Raw genomic sequence first — 15,832 nt, 5'->3', positions numbered from 1 at the left:
GACATACTTTCCGAGACTGCCGACGATGATGAAGGCGTACAACCCGCATCGCCAGGGCTGACTGGTGTACCGGCAAGGAACAAATGATACCCAATCTCAACATCGTGCCGTTCGTCAGCGTCGACAATATGATGAAGCTCGTGCTCAGGATCGGCGTCGAGCGGTTCCTGGTTGAGCTCGCCGGCTATATCGAGGACGACTTCCGCCGCTGGGAGCTGTTCGACAAGACCCCGCGCGTCGCTTCGCACAGCGCCGAGGGCGTTATCGAGCTGATGCCGACCAGCGACGGCGAGGTCTATGGTTTCAAATATGTCAATGGTCATCCCAAGAACATGCGCGAGGGCCGCCAGACCGTGACTGCCTTCGGCATGCTGGCCGACGTCCACAACGGCTATCCCGTGTTGCTGTCCGAGATGACCATTCTGACCGCACTGCGCACGGCGGCCATGTCGGCCCTTGCCGCGAAGCACTTGGCGCCGGCCGAGTCCTGCTGCATGGCGCTGATAGGCAACGGCGCCCAGGCTGAGTTCCAGGCGCTGGCCTTCAAGGCACTGCTCGGCGTCGACAGGCTGCGGCTTTACGACATCGACCGTTCGGCAACACAGAAATGCATTCACAATCTCGCCGGCCTCGGCTTCGACATGACGGCCTGCACGAGCGCGCAGGAAGCGGTTGAGGGTGCGGACATCATCACCACCGTCACCGCCGACAAGCAGTACGCCACCATCCTGACCGACAACATGATCGGCTCGGGCGTACATATCAACGCCGTTGGCGGCGACTGCCCCGGCAAGACCGAACTGCACCGCGACATCCTGCTGCGCTCCGACATTTTCGTCGAATACCCGCCGCAGACCCGCATCGAAGGCGAGATCCAGCAGCTCGCGCCGGATCATCGGGTGACTGAGCTGTGGCAGGTGGTCACCGGCGCCGTTGAGGGCCGGCGCGACGCCGGCCAGATCACGCTGTTCGATTCGGTGGGTTTCGCTATCGAGGACTTTTCGGCGTTGCGCTATGTCAGGGATCAACTGAGGTCGACCGGCCTGTACCAGGAGCTCGATATGCTCGCCGACCCCGACGAGCCACGCGACCTGTTCGGCATGCTGCTCAGGGCAGCGCAATAGCGTGGAGGTCGCGCGCCTGCTGGCGGTCCGTATCCGCCGGAATGATCGCGGTCATTGTCAGCTTGCCGGCGCGCGCGCAAAAATTGTTCATCGCGGCGGGCTTGAAGGGCCGATCGTTTCTTTCTTGGCAATCTGGAGTCGATGACACTTGCATGCATTCTTGGCGGGTGTGACCGCCGAAAAGTGCACGCCTGTCCAACAGTCCCGGTTTGCGGACGGTAACATCCGCACAAAGCCGGGAAAGGAGCCTGATATGCCCAGAATAGTACCCGTGCTCGACTTGAGCCGCTTTGAACAAGGCGCGTCGGAACGCCGGACATTTCTGGCGGATCTGCGTTCCGCGTCGCGCGACATCGGCTTTTTCTACCTGGCCGGACATGGCATTTCGTGGGCGGAAATCAGTGAAGTGCTCACCGCGTCGCGCCGCTTCTTTGCCTTGGCCGAGGCCGACAAGCTCGCGATCGAAATGGTCAAATCCTCGCAGTTCCGTGGCTATACCCGCGCCGGCGGCGAGCTGACCAAGGGCAAGGCCGATTGGCGCGAACAGCTCGACATCCGCGTCGAGCGTCAGCCCATAGCGCAAGGGCCAGGAATTCCCGCCTGGACGCGGCTGCAGGGGCCGAACCAGTGGCCCGCTGCGTTGCCGGAACTCAAACCCGCCCTGCTGGCATGGCAGGCCAAGGCAACAGCAGTGGCCATCAGGCTGTTGAAAGCCTTCGCGCTGTCGCTCGATCAACCCGAGGACGCTTTCGACCCGATCTACCGCGAGCAGCCAAACCACCGCATGAAAATCGTGCGCTATCCCGGCCGAGAGGCGACCGGCGATGACCAGGGTGTCGGCGCGCACAAGGATGGCGGTTTCCTGACGTTGTTGCTTCAGGATGACAATAAGGGGCTGCAGGTCGACTATGACGGAAGCTGGGTGGATGTGGACCCCATTCCCGGTACGCTCGTCGTCAACATCGGCGAATTGCTCGAACTGGCCTCAAACGGCTATTTGCGGGCGACCGTGCATCGTGTCGTGACGCCGGCGGCCGGCATTGAACGCATTTCGGTGCCGTTCTTCTTCAGCGCCAGGCTCGATGCGACGATACCGCTGCTTAGCCTTTCCGAGGATCTGGCGGCGCAGGCGCGCGGGCCGGCCAGCGATCCGGACAATCCGCTGTTTCGCGATGTCGGAACCAATGTGCTGAAAAGCCGGCTGCGCTCGCATCCCGACGTCGCTCGGCGCCATTATGTGGATCTGCTCGAGCCGGAAAGCCGGGCCGGCTGAGTCTTGGACGAGAAAGAACGGGATTTTTGCCATCCCGACCGATTCTTAGAAAATCATTCGTCGTATTCGTCGGGGAATCGGCTCAAAAAGGAAAAACCGTTCGGTGTTTTCCTCCCATTTCACCGAGCGGTGTTCCCCTCTGAAGGTTATGACCTTCTTTTTTGGCCGGGCCGTTTCGCGCCCGGCCATTTTTCTTTCCGCCCTGCGTGTTGCCGGTGCGGAGCCGATCCGGCAGAGTTCAACATCCGCCGGCGGTTGCAATCACTGGAAGAGGAGAGGATCTCATGACATCCAACGTCGCCGTGATTGCCGGGGCGGGCTCCGGATTGAGCGCCTCGCTCGCGCGTCTTCTCGCCAGGGAAGGGTTCCATGTCGTCCTGGCCGCCCGAAACATCGAGAAGCTCGATGCCTTGCAAGCGCAAACGGGCGCGCAAGCCGTGGCGACGGATGTCTCGGATCCAGCATCGGTCGAGCATCTGTTCGATATCGCGGACAAGGCTGGACCACTTTCCCTCGTGATTTTCAACGCCGGCGGCCGCGCTCGCGGTCCAATAGCCGAACTCGATCCCGAGGCTGTCCGACAGGCTTTGCTGGTCGGGGCCTATGGCGGGTTCCTGGTAGCTCAACAGGCGGCCCGCCGGCTGATCGCTCAAGGGGCGGGGTCGATCCTCTTCACCGGAGCGACAGCAAGTGTGAAGGGGTTCGCCGGCTCCGCCGGCTTTGCGATGCCCAAATTCGGATTGCGCGGGCTGGCGCAATCCATGGCCCGCGAACTGGCGCCCAAGAACATCCACGTTGCGCATTTCATCATCGACGGCGCCATTGCTTCGGCCGCTTCCGGACAGGAGCCCGGGCCGCAGGATCGCCGGCTGTCTCCGGATGCGATCGCAGAGGCCTATCTCGCCATCCACCGCCAGCACCGCAGCGCCTGGACCTGGGAAATGGAACTCAGGCCGTGGGTTGAAAATTTCTGACTGGATCAGCGATCTATGCGACTTTTGCATGGCTCGTCTGCACGGGCCTTGAGGAGAGTCGACATCGGATGTGGATGTCACTATATAGCGGCGGCTTCGCGGGCTCACGCCTTGAAGCGCAACGTCATAGGCGGCTGTAGTGACAGCCAGTGAGATTAAGAAACGGACTGGAAGCCGTAAAAGGTAGAAGCAATTGCTCGGAGCGGGAAGACCCCGCCAACGGTACAGTCCTTCAGAATCAGAAAATGTTCTTCACCCCTCGATTTCCTTCGGCTCTGTGGACCCTGGACGGCTTCGGCTTGCCGGCTGGCCGCGACTCGGCTCGAATGGGAACATGCATCCTTCGCGGGATGCCGACGCTTATGATTACCAACCGGCTTTGCCGCCAGGGAACAGCAGTATGAGTGAACACGCGATCGAGTTCTTGCGGGGATGGATCGGCGAAAAGGTCCATTGCCAGTCCCACGCCAGGATCGAGAAGCAGGCCGAGACGTTGGCCCGCGAATGCGCCGCCAAGGCGGCCGAGGTCGGCATACCGCTGGAGGACATCCAGGAGGAAGTCGGCGACATCCAGGAATTGATCGCTTCCCGGCTCGAGGAAGCGGCCGAGGCCGACGAAAACCAGCAGGCCTCAAGCAAAGCCGCGGAATAACTACGGGTCAAACCTGTTCGAAACGCGCGGGCTTCGGCCCGCGTTTTCGTCTCAGCCATCCCTCTCAGCCAAACTTTTCTTCCAGCCACGCCTTTGGCAGCGCCGGCACGAAATTGCCGTCGCGCCCAGTCATGTCGTCATTGGCGATAAGAGCGTTGAGGATGGATTCCTCCACCGTCTGGATCACCGCATCGAAGAACGGGTCGATGTCTGTATCGGGAATGAAATCGGCGCTGGCGATGCGGCCGGACAACCCCAGCGCCGCGGCGGGATTAGCCGTCGAGAAGGCGAGGAAGATATCGCCCGAACTGTGATAGCCGAAGCCGCCCGTCAAGGCGACGCCGAGCGGCACACGGCGCGCCAATCGCTTCATCTGATGCGGCAGGAAAGGCGCGTCGGTCGCGATGACGGCGATGATTGAGCCCTTTTCCGCGCGCGACGTGGCTTCGCGGATCGCCGGTTCGGTGAGTTCGGGCCCGGCGCGCAGGCCGCGAATGGTGAAATTATGCCGCTTGCCGAAATTCGACTGCACGAAGGCGCCGACCGTGTAGGTGCGCCCCTGCCATGCGACGATGCGCGAGGCCGTGCCGGACCCTGCCTTGAAGCCGAAGGTGATCATGCCGGTGCCGCCGCCGACGCTGCCTTCCTCGACCGGTCCGCCGGCGGCGCCGTCAAGGGCTTCGGCGACGTGCTCCGACGTTAGATGGTGGCCGTTGATGTCGTTGAGAAATCCGTCATAAGTCTCCGCCGCCACCGGCAGCCCCCAGGCGCTGTCGATCGCGGCCGGCAGCACCCGGTTCATCCAGCGCAGCGTGCCGTCACGCGAAACACCGCAGGAATGCGTGTTGGTGATGGTGATCGGGAAGTTGAAGGCGCCGGTTTCCTCGATGATGTGCGAGCCGGTCATCTCGCCATTGCCGTTCTGGCTGAAAATGCCGGCGAAGACCGGGGTGGCCAATTCGGCGCGCGGCCTCGGCAGGATTGCGGTCACGCCGGTGCGCACCGGCCCCTTGCCGACGATAAGCGGACCATCGCCCGATATCAGCGTCGCATAGCCTACAGCGACGCCGGGCACGTCGGTGATCGCGTTGAACGGCCCGGGCGTTCCGTCGAAGCCGATAGCGAAGCTTCGCGCGCGCGGCTTGCCGGACGGCGTTGCCAGATGGTGCGGATTGTCGATCATGCTCTTAGAACAAGGATCCCTGATTGCCGGGTTCCTTTGCCTTTGCCGCCGGTCTGGCCACGGGCTTTGGCCGCGCCGCGCCACTGGTTGCCACCGCATCCGCCGTGCCATCGGCGAACTCCAGCGACAGCGCCATCCCCGACGCCACCTCGGCGGCCTGCTTGATGACCGCGCCGTCGGCATCCTTCACCAGCGCGAAGCCGCGCGCCAGGACGGCCTTGTGCGAAAGCGTCGCCATCAGCCGGTCGGCCTGGACGATGCGGCCGCGCAACCGCTCCAGCCTGAGCAGCATCGCCTGGCCGCCGCGTCTCGTCAAAGCCGTCAGAAGATCCCTCTGCACACGTTGGCGCCGGGCTGTCGGCTCGATCGTGATGCGGCCCTGCAGCAAAGCCAATTGCTGTCTGTGCCGCTGCAGCGATGCCTTGGCGCATTTTGGCAACTGATCCGCGGCACGATTGAGCTCCGCGCGCCGGCTTCTGGCCAGAGTGCGCAGCGCCCCTTGCGCCCGCAAAAGGCTACGGTCGTTGGTGCGCCGCGCTTCGGCAATCCGCTGCGACAGCATTGCCGGCGTCAATTTTACAGCGAAGAATCGCGCCCGCTTGCGCTCGGTGGAAACCATCAGGCCACGACCGAGCCTCGATGTCGCCTCGTCCAGGCGCCGGCGCGGCAGCGCCAGCAATTGATCGGGCGAGGGCATCGCACGCGCCGCCGCACGGGCTGCCTGCCGCTTGCGCTCGAAATTGCGCAAGACGGCGGCCTTGAGCCGCGCGCCGAGGCTGGCCAGCGTCGCTTCGAGGTCAGCCTTCACCGGCACGGCGATTTCGGCCGCGCCCGTCGGTGTCGGCGCCCGCACATCCGCGACAAGGTCGATCAGCGTCCAGTCGGTTTCGTGGCCGACAGCCGAAATCACCGGAATGCCCGAGGCGGCGACCGCGCGGGCGAGTGCCTCGTCGTTGAAGCCCCACAGATCTTCCAGGCTGCCGCCGCCGCGCGCCACGATCAGCAGATCGGGGCGCTGAATGGGGCTGTCCCATGCCAGCGCGTTGAAACCGGTGACGGCATTGGTCACTTCCGCACTCGCCGTGTCGCCTTGAACCCGCACGGGCCAGACCAGCACATGCAGTGGAAAGCGGTCCTTGATGCGATGGATGATGTCGCGGATGACCGAGCCGGTCGGCGAGGTGACCACGCCGATGACGCGTGGCATGAACGGCAGCCGGCGTTTGCGCACCGCATCGAAAAGGCCCTCCGCCTGCAGCCGGCGTTTGCGTTCCTCCAGCAGCGCCATCAGCGCCCCGGCGCCGGCCGGCTCGAGATTGTCGATGACGATCTGGTAATTGGACTTGCCGGGATAGGTGGTGAGCTTGCCGGTGGCGATCACCTCCATCCCTTCCTCGGGACGAAATTTCAGCCGGCTCATCGTGCCTTTCCAGACCACGGCGTCGAGCCGCGCACGGTCGTCCTTGAGCGCGAAATAAGCATGGCCGGAGGAATGCGGCCCACGATAACCTGAGATTTCGCCGCGCACCCGCACATTGCCGAAGACGTCCTCGACCGTGCGCTTCAGCGCGCCTGATATTTCGCTCACCGTGTATTCGGTGGCGTTGGTGCGTGATTCGGATGCTGCTTCGCTCATCGGTCGATTGGGGGCCGGTTGGACGCCGACGTCAAGGCGGCCGTGTCAGGCCCGATAGTCATGACCCGCTTTTTACCAGCCCGGCAGGATCTGGTTCGGCTTGCTTCGCTTCATCTTGGCAAAGGCGAGGGCCGCGAAATCGAACGTCCCCGTCTCCTCGCCGAGCGGCACGGAGATGTTGTCCAGGCTTTCCGAGATGTGGCGGGCAAGCGCATCGACGATCTCCGGCCGCGAGGTCTGGCCGCGCATGATGCCGATGCGGCAGTCGGGCAGGGCGCCGAAGCCGTCGGCCTCGCCCAGCACCCGCATGCCGGGCCTGAGCGCGCATTCCGGCAGCACCGAGATCGCCAGCCCCGACAGCACGGCGGCGGTGATCACGGTCGCTGAGAAACTGGTGAACAGGATGCGGTAGTCGCGGTTCTGCTGGTCCAACACGTCGACCGCGGCGCGCCTCCAGATGCAGTTCGGCCGGCCGAAGGCCATCGGCAGCGTCTCCTGTTCATGTGTCGCATGGTTGGCCGAGGAGACCCAGAGCAGCGGTTCACGCCGCACCACCTCCGACTGGCCGCGCACATCATTGTGCGTCACCAGCGCTAGGTCGAGATTGCCGCGCTTGATGTGCTCGACCAGCCCCGGCGTCGGTTCGCAGATGACGGTCAGTTCGACGCGCGGATTGGAGCGCGTGAACCGTGCCATGATCTCGGGCAGGAAACGGTCCGCATAATCGTCAGGCGTGCCGATGCGGATCGTGCCTTCGAGCCTCTGGTCATCGAAGGCTGCGAGCGTTTCGCGGTTGAGATAGAGCAATCGCCTTGCGTAGGAGAGCAGTTTGTCGCCTTCCTCCGTCAGCCTGTTCGAGCGCCCCTCCTTCTCGAACAGCGGCTTGCCGATCCGCTCCTCCAGCCGGCGCATCTGCATCGACACCGCCGACTGGGTGCGGTGCACTTCTTCCGCAGCGCGGGTGAAGCTGCCGGTATCGGCAATCGAGATGAAGGTCTGCAATTGATCGAGATCGAGCGGCGCTTTCATCGGTCCAATCCATCACTACTGTTGATATTAAAGATTAGAAACATTCGTTGGATTAATCAATCGGTCGATGGCAAATTGGCATTGTCCAAGTGAAAGCCATGCATGTCGCCCAAAAGTGGACACCGGTTTTGAGACGACGACATGCATTTCTAAAATTGTATTTGAGACCGGAACGGCCGCTGTCGCCAGCGCCGATCGTCGGGTTTCGTCCGTTCGAGTCTGAAGGAGACCGATATGACCACGATCGATCGCCACCGAGACCTCGCGCATCACCTCGCGTCCGGCTGTTGCGACGCGCGTGGCCAACATTGTCTCCAACACCTACCGCGCCTGGAAAAACCGCCGCGCCTTCTACCGCCTTGGCGAGATGTCGGATGCAGAACTCGCCGATATCGGCCTCACGCGCGCCGACCTGCATGTTGCAATCGACGTGTCGTTTGGCCGTGACCCGACGGCAATCCTGCGTGAGATCGCCAGCGATCGCGTGGAAACGATCGAGGAAATCGCCCGCAAGGTGGCCTGATTGGTTCAGCTTCGGTTGCGTTGAACCCTTTCACGGTTCAGCGCGACCAAGGTTCTGCAGGCTCCCCACTCCCTGCCGGTTCCCCGCCGGCCTGCCTGCACGCTGCCCGGTCCTCCCAAGGACCGGGCTTTTCCTTTAAGGTTTACCGAAGGCCGGGCGACTACCGCCGGTCCATGTCCCGCTTGAACTGGTCGAAGATCGTTTCCACGCCCTTCTGGTATTCGTCGCGCTGCTGGGCTCCGGTCTGGAACATCTTGCCGAAAATGTCGTCGAACGGGTTCCGTGGCCGTCCGCTCGGATTGGCTTGGGGCTGTGGTGCTTGGCGCTGCTGCGGTTGCGGCGCTTGAGGTTGCGGCGCCGGCTGCCCGCCGGGCATCCCGAGGCCGCCGCCTCCACCTTGCCGCAGCATCTCCTCGAAGATTTTCCCCAGCGGGTTGTCGCCGTAGGGGCTCTGTGTCTGCTGGGGCTGGGGCCGGCTTTGTGGTTGCTGCGGCGCGCCGCCACCGAACATGTCCTGCAGCACCTTGCCGAGCGGATTGTCGCCATAAGGATTGGGCGCCGGCTGCGGCTGGCTTTGCGGCTGCGGTGAGCCGCCGCCGAACATGTCCTGCAAGACCTTGCCGAGCGGGTTGTCCATGGGGTTCTGAGGCGGTGGCGCCTGGCGCTGTTGCGGCGCTGGCGCCTGCATGCCGCCTTGCCGCATCATCTGCTCGATGATCTCGCCCAGTGGATTGTTGCCGCCGCCGCCAAGACCAGCCGCTGCCTGCATCTGGTTTGTCGTCTGCTTGAACAGTCCGCCCATTACCATCGAGGCGATAGCAGGCAGCATCTGCTGCAAGATCTGCTGGCTGACGCCGCTCGCCTGCGCGGCCTGGCTGGCCACGGCGCGCGACAGGTCTTTCGAACCGAACAGATGTCCCAGAATGCCGTTGCCCTCGTCGACGCCTTGCGGCGAGAAGGCGCGCGTGGCGTCCTCGAAATATTTGGCGTGCTGGCCGCTTGCCATCGCCGTCATGAAGGCGCCGAGCCCATAGGGATCGGCGGTGTTGCGTTGCAACCCTTGTGAAAAGGCTGGCAGCAGTGCGGCGACCGCCGCCTGCGTCTGCTGCAGCGAAAGCCCGTATTGCTGGGCAAGCGCCTGCATGCCGTTGCCGTTCTGGGCCTGCGCCAGCATGTCGAACAAGGTAGGCATCGGCTTCTCCTCCGGGAAATCCTCGAAAGAGAGCCTAATTCGTTTCAGCGCCCGATTGAAGTTACTTTTGCCACCCGCCATGGCTCGCGGTTAATAGGCATACTCCATGAACACCGGCTCGATCGAGCCGCCCCAGCGCGTGTGGTAGGCCGACAGCATCTCCTCCGCACTGGTGGTGCCGCGCGCCACGACCTCGTCGAGCGTGTTGAGGAACGAGGTTTCGTCGTAGCCGTCACGGTTCTTCTTGCCGCGGTTCTTCAACCCCGTGCGCGAAATGGCCATGACGTCGCGGGCGACCTCGCGCAACGTCGTGTTGCGGAAGGGCGCGGCAATGCCGAGCTCCGGCACGGCGTTGCGCATGGCCAGGACTTCCTTGTAGGTCCAGCTCGACGTCAACGCCTCGGCCGCGTCGAGTGCCACCTCGTCGTAGAGCAGCCCGACCCAGAAGGCCGGCAGCGCGCAGATGCGCCGCCAGGGACCGCCATCGGCGCCGCGCATTTCAAGGAAACGCTTGAGCCGCACGTCCGGGAACAGCGTCGACAGATGGTTCGCCCAGTCGCCCATCGTCGGCAGCCCGTCCGGCACTTCATTGCGCGCGGCCCCGGCCATGAACTGGCGGAAGGTGATATGCGTCATGTCGTGATAACGGCCATCGCGAATGACGAAATACATCGGCACGTCGAGTGCCCATTCGACATAGTCGGCGAAACCGAAATCGGGCGAGAAGCAGAATTCGAGCAGGCCCGAGCGCTGGTTGTCGGTGTCGCGCCAGATGTCGCCGCGCCAGCTCTGCAGCCCGTTCGGCCGGCTGTCGGTGAAGGGCGAGTTGGCGAACAGTGCGGTCGACAGCGGCTGCAGCTTCAGCGACACCTGCATCTTGCGGCGCATGTCGGCCTCGCTCTCGAAGTCGAGGTTCACCTGGATCGTGCAGGTGCGGTACATCATGTCGAGGCCCTTGGTGCCGACCTTGGGCATGTAGCGCGTCATGATCTCATAGCGCGACTTCGGCATTTTCGGTGTCTCGGCCAACGACCATTTCGGGCTGCCGCCGAGGCCGAGGAAGCGGATGCCCATCGGCTCGGCGATCTCGCGCACCTGCGCCAGATGGGCGTTGCCCTCGCGGCAGGTCTGGTGGATCGTCTCCAGCGGCGCGCCGGAAAGCTCGAACTGGCCGCCGGGCTCGAGCGAAATTGCCCCCTGGCCCGTCGGTTCGACCAAGCCGATGATGCGGCCGTCATCCATGATCGGATCCCAGCCAAGCTTGTTCTGCATGCCTTCAAGGATGGCGCGGATGCCGCGCTCACCACCATAGGGCACCGGTGCGTTGCCATCGACATAGAACGGGAATTTCTCGTGCTCGGTGCCGATGCGCCATTTTTCGCGCGGCTTGTTGCCTTCGGCCAGGTGCTCGACAAGCTCGTCTATGCCTTCGATGGGCCGGAAATCGGTTGTGTCGCGCGCCATTCTCAAGCCCTCAAAGGCGGTTGGACCACCGCCGGCGCTAAATGGACGAAATGTCAGTAGCCGATCAAGCGAAAAATCCTGAGCCACAGGTCAAGAGGAATTGAAGGCCACGCCCAGCAAACACCTCTTGCAAGAGACAGAGCACTACCAGTCGCCGATCGTTGCCTGCATCACCGCAAGCGCTGCCACGGCCGCCGTGTCGGCACGCAGGATACGCGGTCCGAGCGGAATGGCGGTCACGAAGGGGAGCGCGCGCAGCATCTTGCGCTCCTCGTCGGAAAAGCCCCCCTCGGGCCCGACGAGCAGGGCGAGCTTCTTCTCCTTCACCGTCTGCAACGCAGGCAGTGGGTTGTTGGTCGAGGCGTCCTCGTCGCAGAAGATCAACCGGCGTTCCTTGTCCCAGCCGGTCAGCAGGCGCTCGAATTTTTCCGCCTCGCGCACTTCTGGCACCGCCAGGATGCCGCATTGTTCGGCGGCCTCGACGACATTGGCGCGCAGGCGATCGATCGACGGCTTGGCCACCTGCGTGTGCTGGGTGATGACCGGCTGCAGGACGCCGGCGCCCATCTCGACCGCCTTCTGCACGAGATAATCCAGCCGGCCCTGCTTCAGCGGTGCGAAGCAATAGACCAGGTCAGGCAAAGGCGGCTGCGGCCTTTGCAGCGCCATTACTTTCAGCCGCACCGAGCGCTTCGATTTCGCTGATATCGCGGCCGACCACTCGCCGTCGCGGCCATTGAAGACAAGGATCTCGGCGCCTTCGGCGAGCCGCAGCACATGCAGGAGATAATGGCTCTGCTGCTGGCCGGGTTCGACCTCGATGTCCGGTCCGAGGTCGTCGGGCACGAACAGACGTTGCATCTTGTAGTTGGCGCGCATGGCCGAGGAATGGGCGAGGCGGCCGCCGGCGTCAAGCCTTGGCGGAGGGATGCCACACAGGCTGAAAGCCGTGACGCAGGATGGCAACCGTCGTTTCCGGGGTCAGCAGCACCAGCGTCTCGTCCTCGAACCGACCCAGGCTGGTAGGCGGGCCGTATCCGGCAAAAGACCATGGCAACGCCTTGCCGTGGCACAAGGCGTAGGTGCTGCCGCCGGTTGCGATCATCGCGCCGTCGGGCAGGCGGGCAAGCGCGTCCATCGCGACGGCAGGCCGTTTGCCACCCGACGCCAACCGCTCCTTGTGCAGCCGTTTGTCCACCTGCGGCGCGCGCGGCTCGGCAATGACGAAGGCTTGGCCGAAGCGCCTGACAAAATCCCTGGCTCGTTCGCGCTGGCAAAAGAAGCAGGGACGATGCCCGGCGGCGAGCGCCGTCACCTCGTCGAGGAAGAACAGTTCGGTCCAGCCGGCCTTGCCATCGGCCCGGTTGCGGCCCATCGGCTCGCGCCGCACATTGCGGAATTGGCACACGCAGATGATCCAGGCCTGAAGCGCCCAGCGCTTTTTCAGGAGCGTCTTTGTCGCGGGGTCGTGGATGATGCCGCGATTGCCGGTGAACAGGCCGCGCTCCGGCACGGCATGAATGGCGCCGAACGGATCGACCCGGTTCTGCAGTGGCATGGTTTTCTCCTGGGACACGCATCTTGGCTGCGATACTGGCGGCATGATATCGCTGGTTTCCTCGTTTTCATGTCAGCAGGGTTTGCCATGCGGGTGCTGGTGGTCCAGAACTTCGACAATACCGGCCTTGGCCAGGTTGGCGCGGCGCTCGCGGAAGCGGGTGCCGATCTCGATGTGCGCCTTCCCTACAAGGGTGATGCGCTGCCACGGGACGCAACCGGCCATGATGCCATGGTGGTGCTCGGCGGTGGCCAGAATGCACTGGACGACGAAGACTATCCCTATTTCCCGGCGCTGCTGAACTGACCCGCGATTTTGCCGGCAAGGACCGCGCAGTGCTCGGCATCTGTCTCGGGGGTCAACTCGTCGCCCGCGCCTTTGGCGGCGAAAACCGCATTGGCGGCGCCAATGAATTCGGCTGGCGCGGCGTGTCGTTGACCCCGGATGCCAAGGCCGACCCAGTGCTGTCTGCATTGCCGGAAACATTCCCGATCTTCCAGTGGCACGACGATACATTCGAGCTGCCGAAAGACGCCGTGCGGCTCGCCGGCAACGATGTCGCCGAAAACCAGGCGTTTCGCGTCGGCCGCGCCGTCTACGGCTTCCAGTTCCATTTCGAGGCCGACCGGCCGCTGGTGAAGGACTGGAGTTCCTCCTTCGCCCCGACCATTGCCGCGCGCCATCCCGACTGGGCCGGCGAGCTCGAGGACGAAATGGCCCGCAATGGCCCTGACGCCGATGCTGCCGGCCTCGCCATCGCCCGTGCCTGGGTGGCGACGATCTGAGCATTCGCTTCCGCGTCCTACCGCGTGACATAATTGGCACGTGGGACGGAATCCGTCTGGGGAAAACCCTTTCATCCTTGGCTTGTGTCCACCCGCTATCCTAGGAGGCGCGCGCTATATCGGCTGTGCAACCGGGATGAACCTTTTGTGTGACCCGTGCGACACACCATCGATACAGAACACGCCTAGAAGCGCGAAATCGTCGAAACTTTGAAGCGATTTTTCCGTTTCAACGCATTGGTAACCGCCTCGTGCACAGATGCAGAAAGCTCAACAAGAGATGACCTCCGTGAAAGCAGCTCTTCTGTCCTTTGCCATGCTGTCCGCCATCGTGCTTTGCGGCCTTGGCATCTATGCCGCCGATGCCGCCAACAACCACAATGCGGTCGACGGCTACGGCGTTACCGCCTCCCTGCGCTAAAGCCCAGGCATCGCTCGCGCGAGTATCCCTCGCGCCAGTATCCTCGCGCCCTTGGGCGCCGGGGCCTCAAGGTTCCTTTATCGACATTTCCAGGATGCGTTTGTCCGCGCCGTCCACGACGAGCGCGGTAAGCTTGCCTGACTGCCAGGCAAGCGTGTCGACATTGACGCGGTTGGCCATCACTTCCGCCTCGGGGACCGGCGTGTGGCCATGCACCACGATCTTCTGGAGGAGACCGGTGTGATCGTGGAAGACGTCACGGATCCAGATCAGGTCCTGGATATTCTGTTTCTCCAGCGCAATGCCTGGCCTTATGCCGGCATGGCAGAAGAAGAAGTCGCCTGACGTCACCGAGAACGGCAGCGACCGCAGGAAGTCGATATGGCTTTGCGGCACGGCTGCGAGCAAGGCTTGGTGGCCCTTGCGCATGGCTGACTCGGCCTTGCCGAACCAGATGCCGCTGCCGTTGTTGATCGTCACCCCATAGGATTGCGCGGTCTGGATGCCGCCAAAACGGATGAAGAGCCCTTCGGGGTCGGGTGTCTCGAGAAAGTCGAGAAAGCCGAGGTCGTGGTTGCCGGCCAGCATCATGTTTCGCTGATCGCGTTCGCGCGCTTCGATCAGGAAGTCGATGACGCCCTTGGAGTCGGGCCCTCGATCGACATAGTCGCCAAGATGGATGATGCGCCAGTCCGCGACCAGGTCCCTGGCGATCTCGGCCTCGATCTGGCCGTGCATGGCGGCCAGCAGGTCGAGCCGGCCATGCACGTCGCCGATCGCGTAGAGACGCACGCCGTCCGGCCCGCGTGCGTCGAGGAAATGGATGCCGGGTTCCACCAAGGTTCTGGTATCTCCGTGGTCAGATGTCACGGCCTTAGCGCCGGAGTTGGTCCTTGCCCATGTCGGTGACCAGACGTTTTCCGCACAGCGCCAGCGTGATGTCCATCTCCTTGCGGATGATTTCCAATGCCTTGGTAACCCCTTCCTTGCCGAGCGCGCCCAGGCCGTAAAGAAATGGCCGGCCGATATAGGTGCCCTTGGCGCCCAGGCAGAGCGCTTTCAACACATCCTGGCCGGAGCGGATGCCGCCGTCCATATGCACTTCTATTCTGTCGCCGACCGCATCCGCGATCTCTTCCAGCGCCATGATGGAGGACGATGCGCCGTCGAGTTGGCGGCCGCCATGATTGGAAACGATGATGGCATCGGCGCCGGTGTTGGCTGCCATCAGCGCGTCCTCCTTGTCGAGGATGCCCTTGAGGATCAGTTTGCCGCCCCAGCGCTCCTTGATCCAGGCGACGTCCTTCCACGACAGGTGCGGATCGAACTGTTCGGTCGTCCATGACGACAACGAAGCCACATCGCCGACGCCCTTGGCATGGCCGACGATGTTACGGAAGGTACGGCGCTTCGTGCCAGCCATGCCCATCCACCAGCCAGGCCGCACAGCGATGTTGGCGATGTTGGCGAGCGTCATCTTGGGCGGCGCCGAAAGCCCATTGCGGACGTCCTTGTGGCGCTGGCCGAGGACCTGCAGGTCGAGCGTCAGCACCAGCGCCGAGCACTTCGCCGCCTTCGCCCGGTCGATCAAATTGAGGACGAAATCCTTGTCGCGCAGTACATAGAGCTGGAACCAGAACGGTTTCTTCGTCACCGACGCGACATCCTCGATCGAGCAGATGCTCATCGTCGAAAGCGTGAACGGCACGCCGAATTCCTCAGCCGCCTGCGCTGCCAGCATCTCGCCGTCGGCGTGCTGCATGCCGGTCAGGCCTGTCGGCGCAAGCGCCACCGGCATCGACACTTTCTGGCCGATCATGGTCGATTCCAGCGAGCGGTTGCTCATGTCGACCAGCACGCGCTGGCGGAACTTGATCTTCTGGAAGTCTTCCTCGTTTGCCCGGTAGGTGCTCTCGGTCCAGGCGCCGGAGTCGGCATAGTCGAAGAACATCTTGGGCACGCGCCGGCGCGCGAGATCCTTGAGGTCTGCGATGGTGAGAATGTCGCTCATGATGGTC

At 63.3% G+C, this 15,832-nt stretch carries 17 protein-coding genes and 1 pseudogene; 8 read left to right on the top strand and 10 right to left on the bottom strand.

The window, feature by feature from the left end; all coding sequences use genetic code 11:
* Nucleotides 1-83 precede the first annotated feature (83 nt).
* From FJW04_RS17300 to FJW04_RS17285, 5 genes are all read left to right on the top strand, one after another.
* Nucleotides 84-1,124 (top strand): ornithine cyclodeaminase, encoded by a 1,041-nt coding sequence (locus FJW04_RS17300; RefSeq protein WP_140715564.1) that lies wholly within the window; start codon nt 84-86, stop codon nt 1,122-1,124.
* Nucleotides 1,125-1,377: 253 nt separating this feature from the next.
* Nucleotides 1,378-2,397: an isopenicillin N synthase family oxygenase gene (locus FJW04_RS17295; RefSeq protein ID WP_140715562.1), complete on the top strand. Its 1,020-nt coding sequence runs from the start codon at nt 1,378-1,380 to the stop codon at nt 2,395-2,397.
* A 3-nt stretch (nt 2,398-2,400) separates the two neighbouring features.
* A complete protein-coding gene (locus FJW04_RS29955) occupies nt 2,401-2,685 on the top strand; it encodes a hypothetical protein (RefSeq protein ID WP_181172968.1) in 285 nt (94 codons plus the stop codon).
* Nucleotides 2,682-3,371 carry an SDR family NAD(P)-dependent oxidoreductase gene (locus tag FJW04_RS17290; RefSeq protein WP_140614586.1) on the top strand — a complete coding sequence of 230 codons (690 nt, stop codon included), beginning with the start codon at nt 2,682-2,684 and terminating at the stop codon, nt 3,369-3,371. The genes FJW04_RS29955 and FJW04_RS17290 overlap by 4 nt, the downstream gene beginning before the upstream one ends.
* Before the next feature lie 400 nt (nt 3,372-3,771).
* Complete coding sequence (locus FJW04_RS17285) at nt 3,772-4,023, top strand: DUF768 domain-containing protein (protein WP_015316487.1); 252 nt, start codon at nt 3,772-3,774, stop codon at nt 4,021-4,023.
* 64 nt (nt 4,024-4,087) lie between these two features.
* Here the strand turns inward: FJW04_RS17285 and FJW04_RS17280 are convergent, their stop codons facing one another.
* The 4 genes from FJW04_RS17280 to FJW04_RS17265 all read right to left on the bottom strand — a co-directional run bounded on the left by FJW04_RS17280 (nt 4,088) and on the right by FJW04_RS17265 (nt 8,177).
* The gene (locus tag FJW04_RS17280) at nt 4,088-5,206 is read right to left on the bottom strand and encodes a P1 family peptidase (protein ID WP_140715560.1); all 1,119 of its coding nucleotides are present in this window, start codon (nt 5,204-5,206) and stop codon (nt 4,088-4,090) included.
* 4 nt (nt 5,207-5,210) lie between these two features.
* On the bottom strand, nt 5,211-6,842 hold the full coding sequence (xseA, locus tag FJW04_RS17275; RefSeq protein WP_140715558.1) for an exodeoxyribonuclease VII large subunit: 1,632 nt from the start codon (nt 6,840-6,842) through the stop codon (nt 5,211-5,213).
* Nucleotides 6,843-6,914: 72 nt separating this feature from the next.
* Nucleotides 6,915-7,871 (bottom strand): LysR substrate-binding domain-containing protein, encoded by a 957-nt coding sequence (locus FJW04_RS17270; protein ID WP_140614583.1) that lies wholly within the window; start codon nt 7,869-7,871, stop codon nt 6,915-6,917.
* A 27-nt stretch (nt 7,872-7,898) separates the two neighbouring features.
* Nucleotides 7,899-8,177: a hypothetical protein gene (locus tag FJW04_RS17265; protein WP_140715556.1), complete on the bottom strand. Its 279-nt coding sequence runs from the start codon at nt 8,175-8,177 to the stop codon at nt 7,899-7,901.
* Here FJW04_RS17265 and FJW04_RS17260 point away from each other — a divergent pair.
* A complete protein-coding gene (locus tag FJW04_RS17260) occupies nt 8,119-8,394 on the top strand; it encodes a DUF1127 domain-containing protein (RefSeq protein WP_140715554.1) in 276 nt (91 codons plus the stop codon). The two genes, FJW04_RS17265 and FJW04_RS17260, sit on opposite strands and share 59 nt — an antisense overlap.
* 160 nt (nt 8,395-8,554) lie before the next feature.
* On the opposite strand, the gene FJW04_RS17255 is transcribed toward FJW04_RS17260, so the two are convergent.
* From FJW04_RS17255 to FJW04_RS17240, 4 genes are all read right to left on the bottom strand, one after another.
* Nucleotides 8,555-9,586 (bottom strand): DUF937 domain-containing protein, encoded by a 1,032-nt coding sequence (locus FJW04_RS17255; protein ID WP_140715552.1) that lies wholly within the window; start codon nt 9,584-9,586, stop codon nt 8,555-8,557.
* Between the two features lie 90 nt (nt 9,587-9,676).
* A complete protein-coding gene (locus tag FJW04_RS17250) occupies nt 9,677-11,050 on the bottom strand; it encodes a glutamate--cysteine ligase (RefSeq protein ID WP_140660864.1) in 1,374 nt (457 codons plus the stop codon).
* Between the two features lie 144 nt (nt 11,051-11,194).
* The gene (locus FJW04_RS17245) at nt 11,195-11,929 is read right to left on the bottom strand and encodes a 16S rRNA (uracil(1498)-N(3))-methyltransferase (RefSeq protein WP_140715890.1); all 735 of its coding nucleotides are present in this window, start codon (nt 11,927-11,929) and stop codon (nt 11,195-11,197) included.
* A gap of 31 nt (nt 11,930-11,960) precedes the next feature.
* Nucleotides 11,961-12,608, bottom strand: coding sequence for a hypothetical protein (locus tag FJW04_RS17240; protein WP_015316495.1), 648 nt, complete (start codon nt 12,606-12,608; stop codon nt 11,961-11,963).
* 87 nt (nt 12,609-12,695) lie between these two features.
* Between FJW04_RS17240 and FJW04_RS17235 the strand changes: the two are divergent.
* Together FJW04_RS17235 and FJW04_RS30575 are read left to right on the top strand one after the other, a co-directional pair.
* Nucleotides 12,696-13,393, top strand: a pseudogene (locus FJW04_RS17235) (type 1 glutamine amidotransferase).
* Nucleotides 13,394-13,682: 289 nt separating this feature from the next.
* Nucleotides 13,683-13,814, top strand: a complete 132-nt coding sequence (locus tag FJW04_RS30575; RefSeq protein ID WP_013893872.1) for a hypothetical protein — start codon at nt 13,683-13,685, stop codon at nt 13,812-13,814.
* Nucleotides 13,815-13,880: 66 nt separating this feature from the next.
* On the opposite strand, the gene FJW04_RS17225 is transcribed toward FJW04_RS30575, so the two are convergent.
* Nucleotides 13,881-14,654: a metallophosphoesterase gene (locus FJW04_RS17225; RefSeq protein ID WP_015316497.1), complete on the bottom strand. Its 774-nt coding sequence runs from the start codon at nt 14,652-14,654 to the stop codon at nt 13,881-13,883.
* Nucleotides 14,655-14,688: 34 nt separating this feature from the next.
* Nucleotides 14,689-15,825, bottom strand: a complete 1,137-nt coding sequence (locus tag FJW04_RS17220; protein ID WP_015316498.1) for an alpha-hydroxy acid oxidase — start codon at nt 15,823-15,825, stop codon at nt 14,689-14,691.
* Nucleotides 15,826-15,832 lie beyond the last annotated feature (7 nt).

The organism is Mesorhizobium sp. B2-7-3 (genome assembly GCF_006440715.1).
Classification (GTDB): domain Bacteria; phylum Pseudomonadota; class Alphaproteobacteria; order Rhizobiales; family Rhizobiaceae; genus Mesorhizobium; species Mesorhizobium australicum.
The sequence above is the reverse complement of the archived record's forward strand: the minus strand, read 5'-3'. Positions and strand labels throughout refer to the sequence as shown.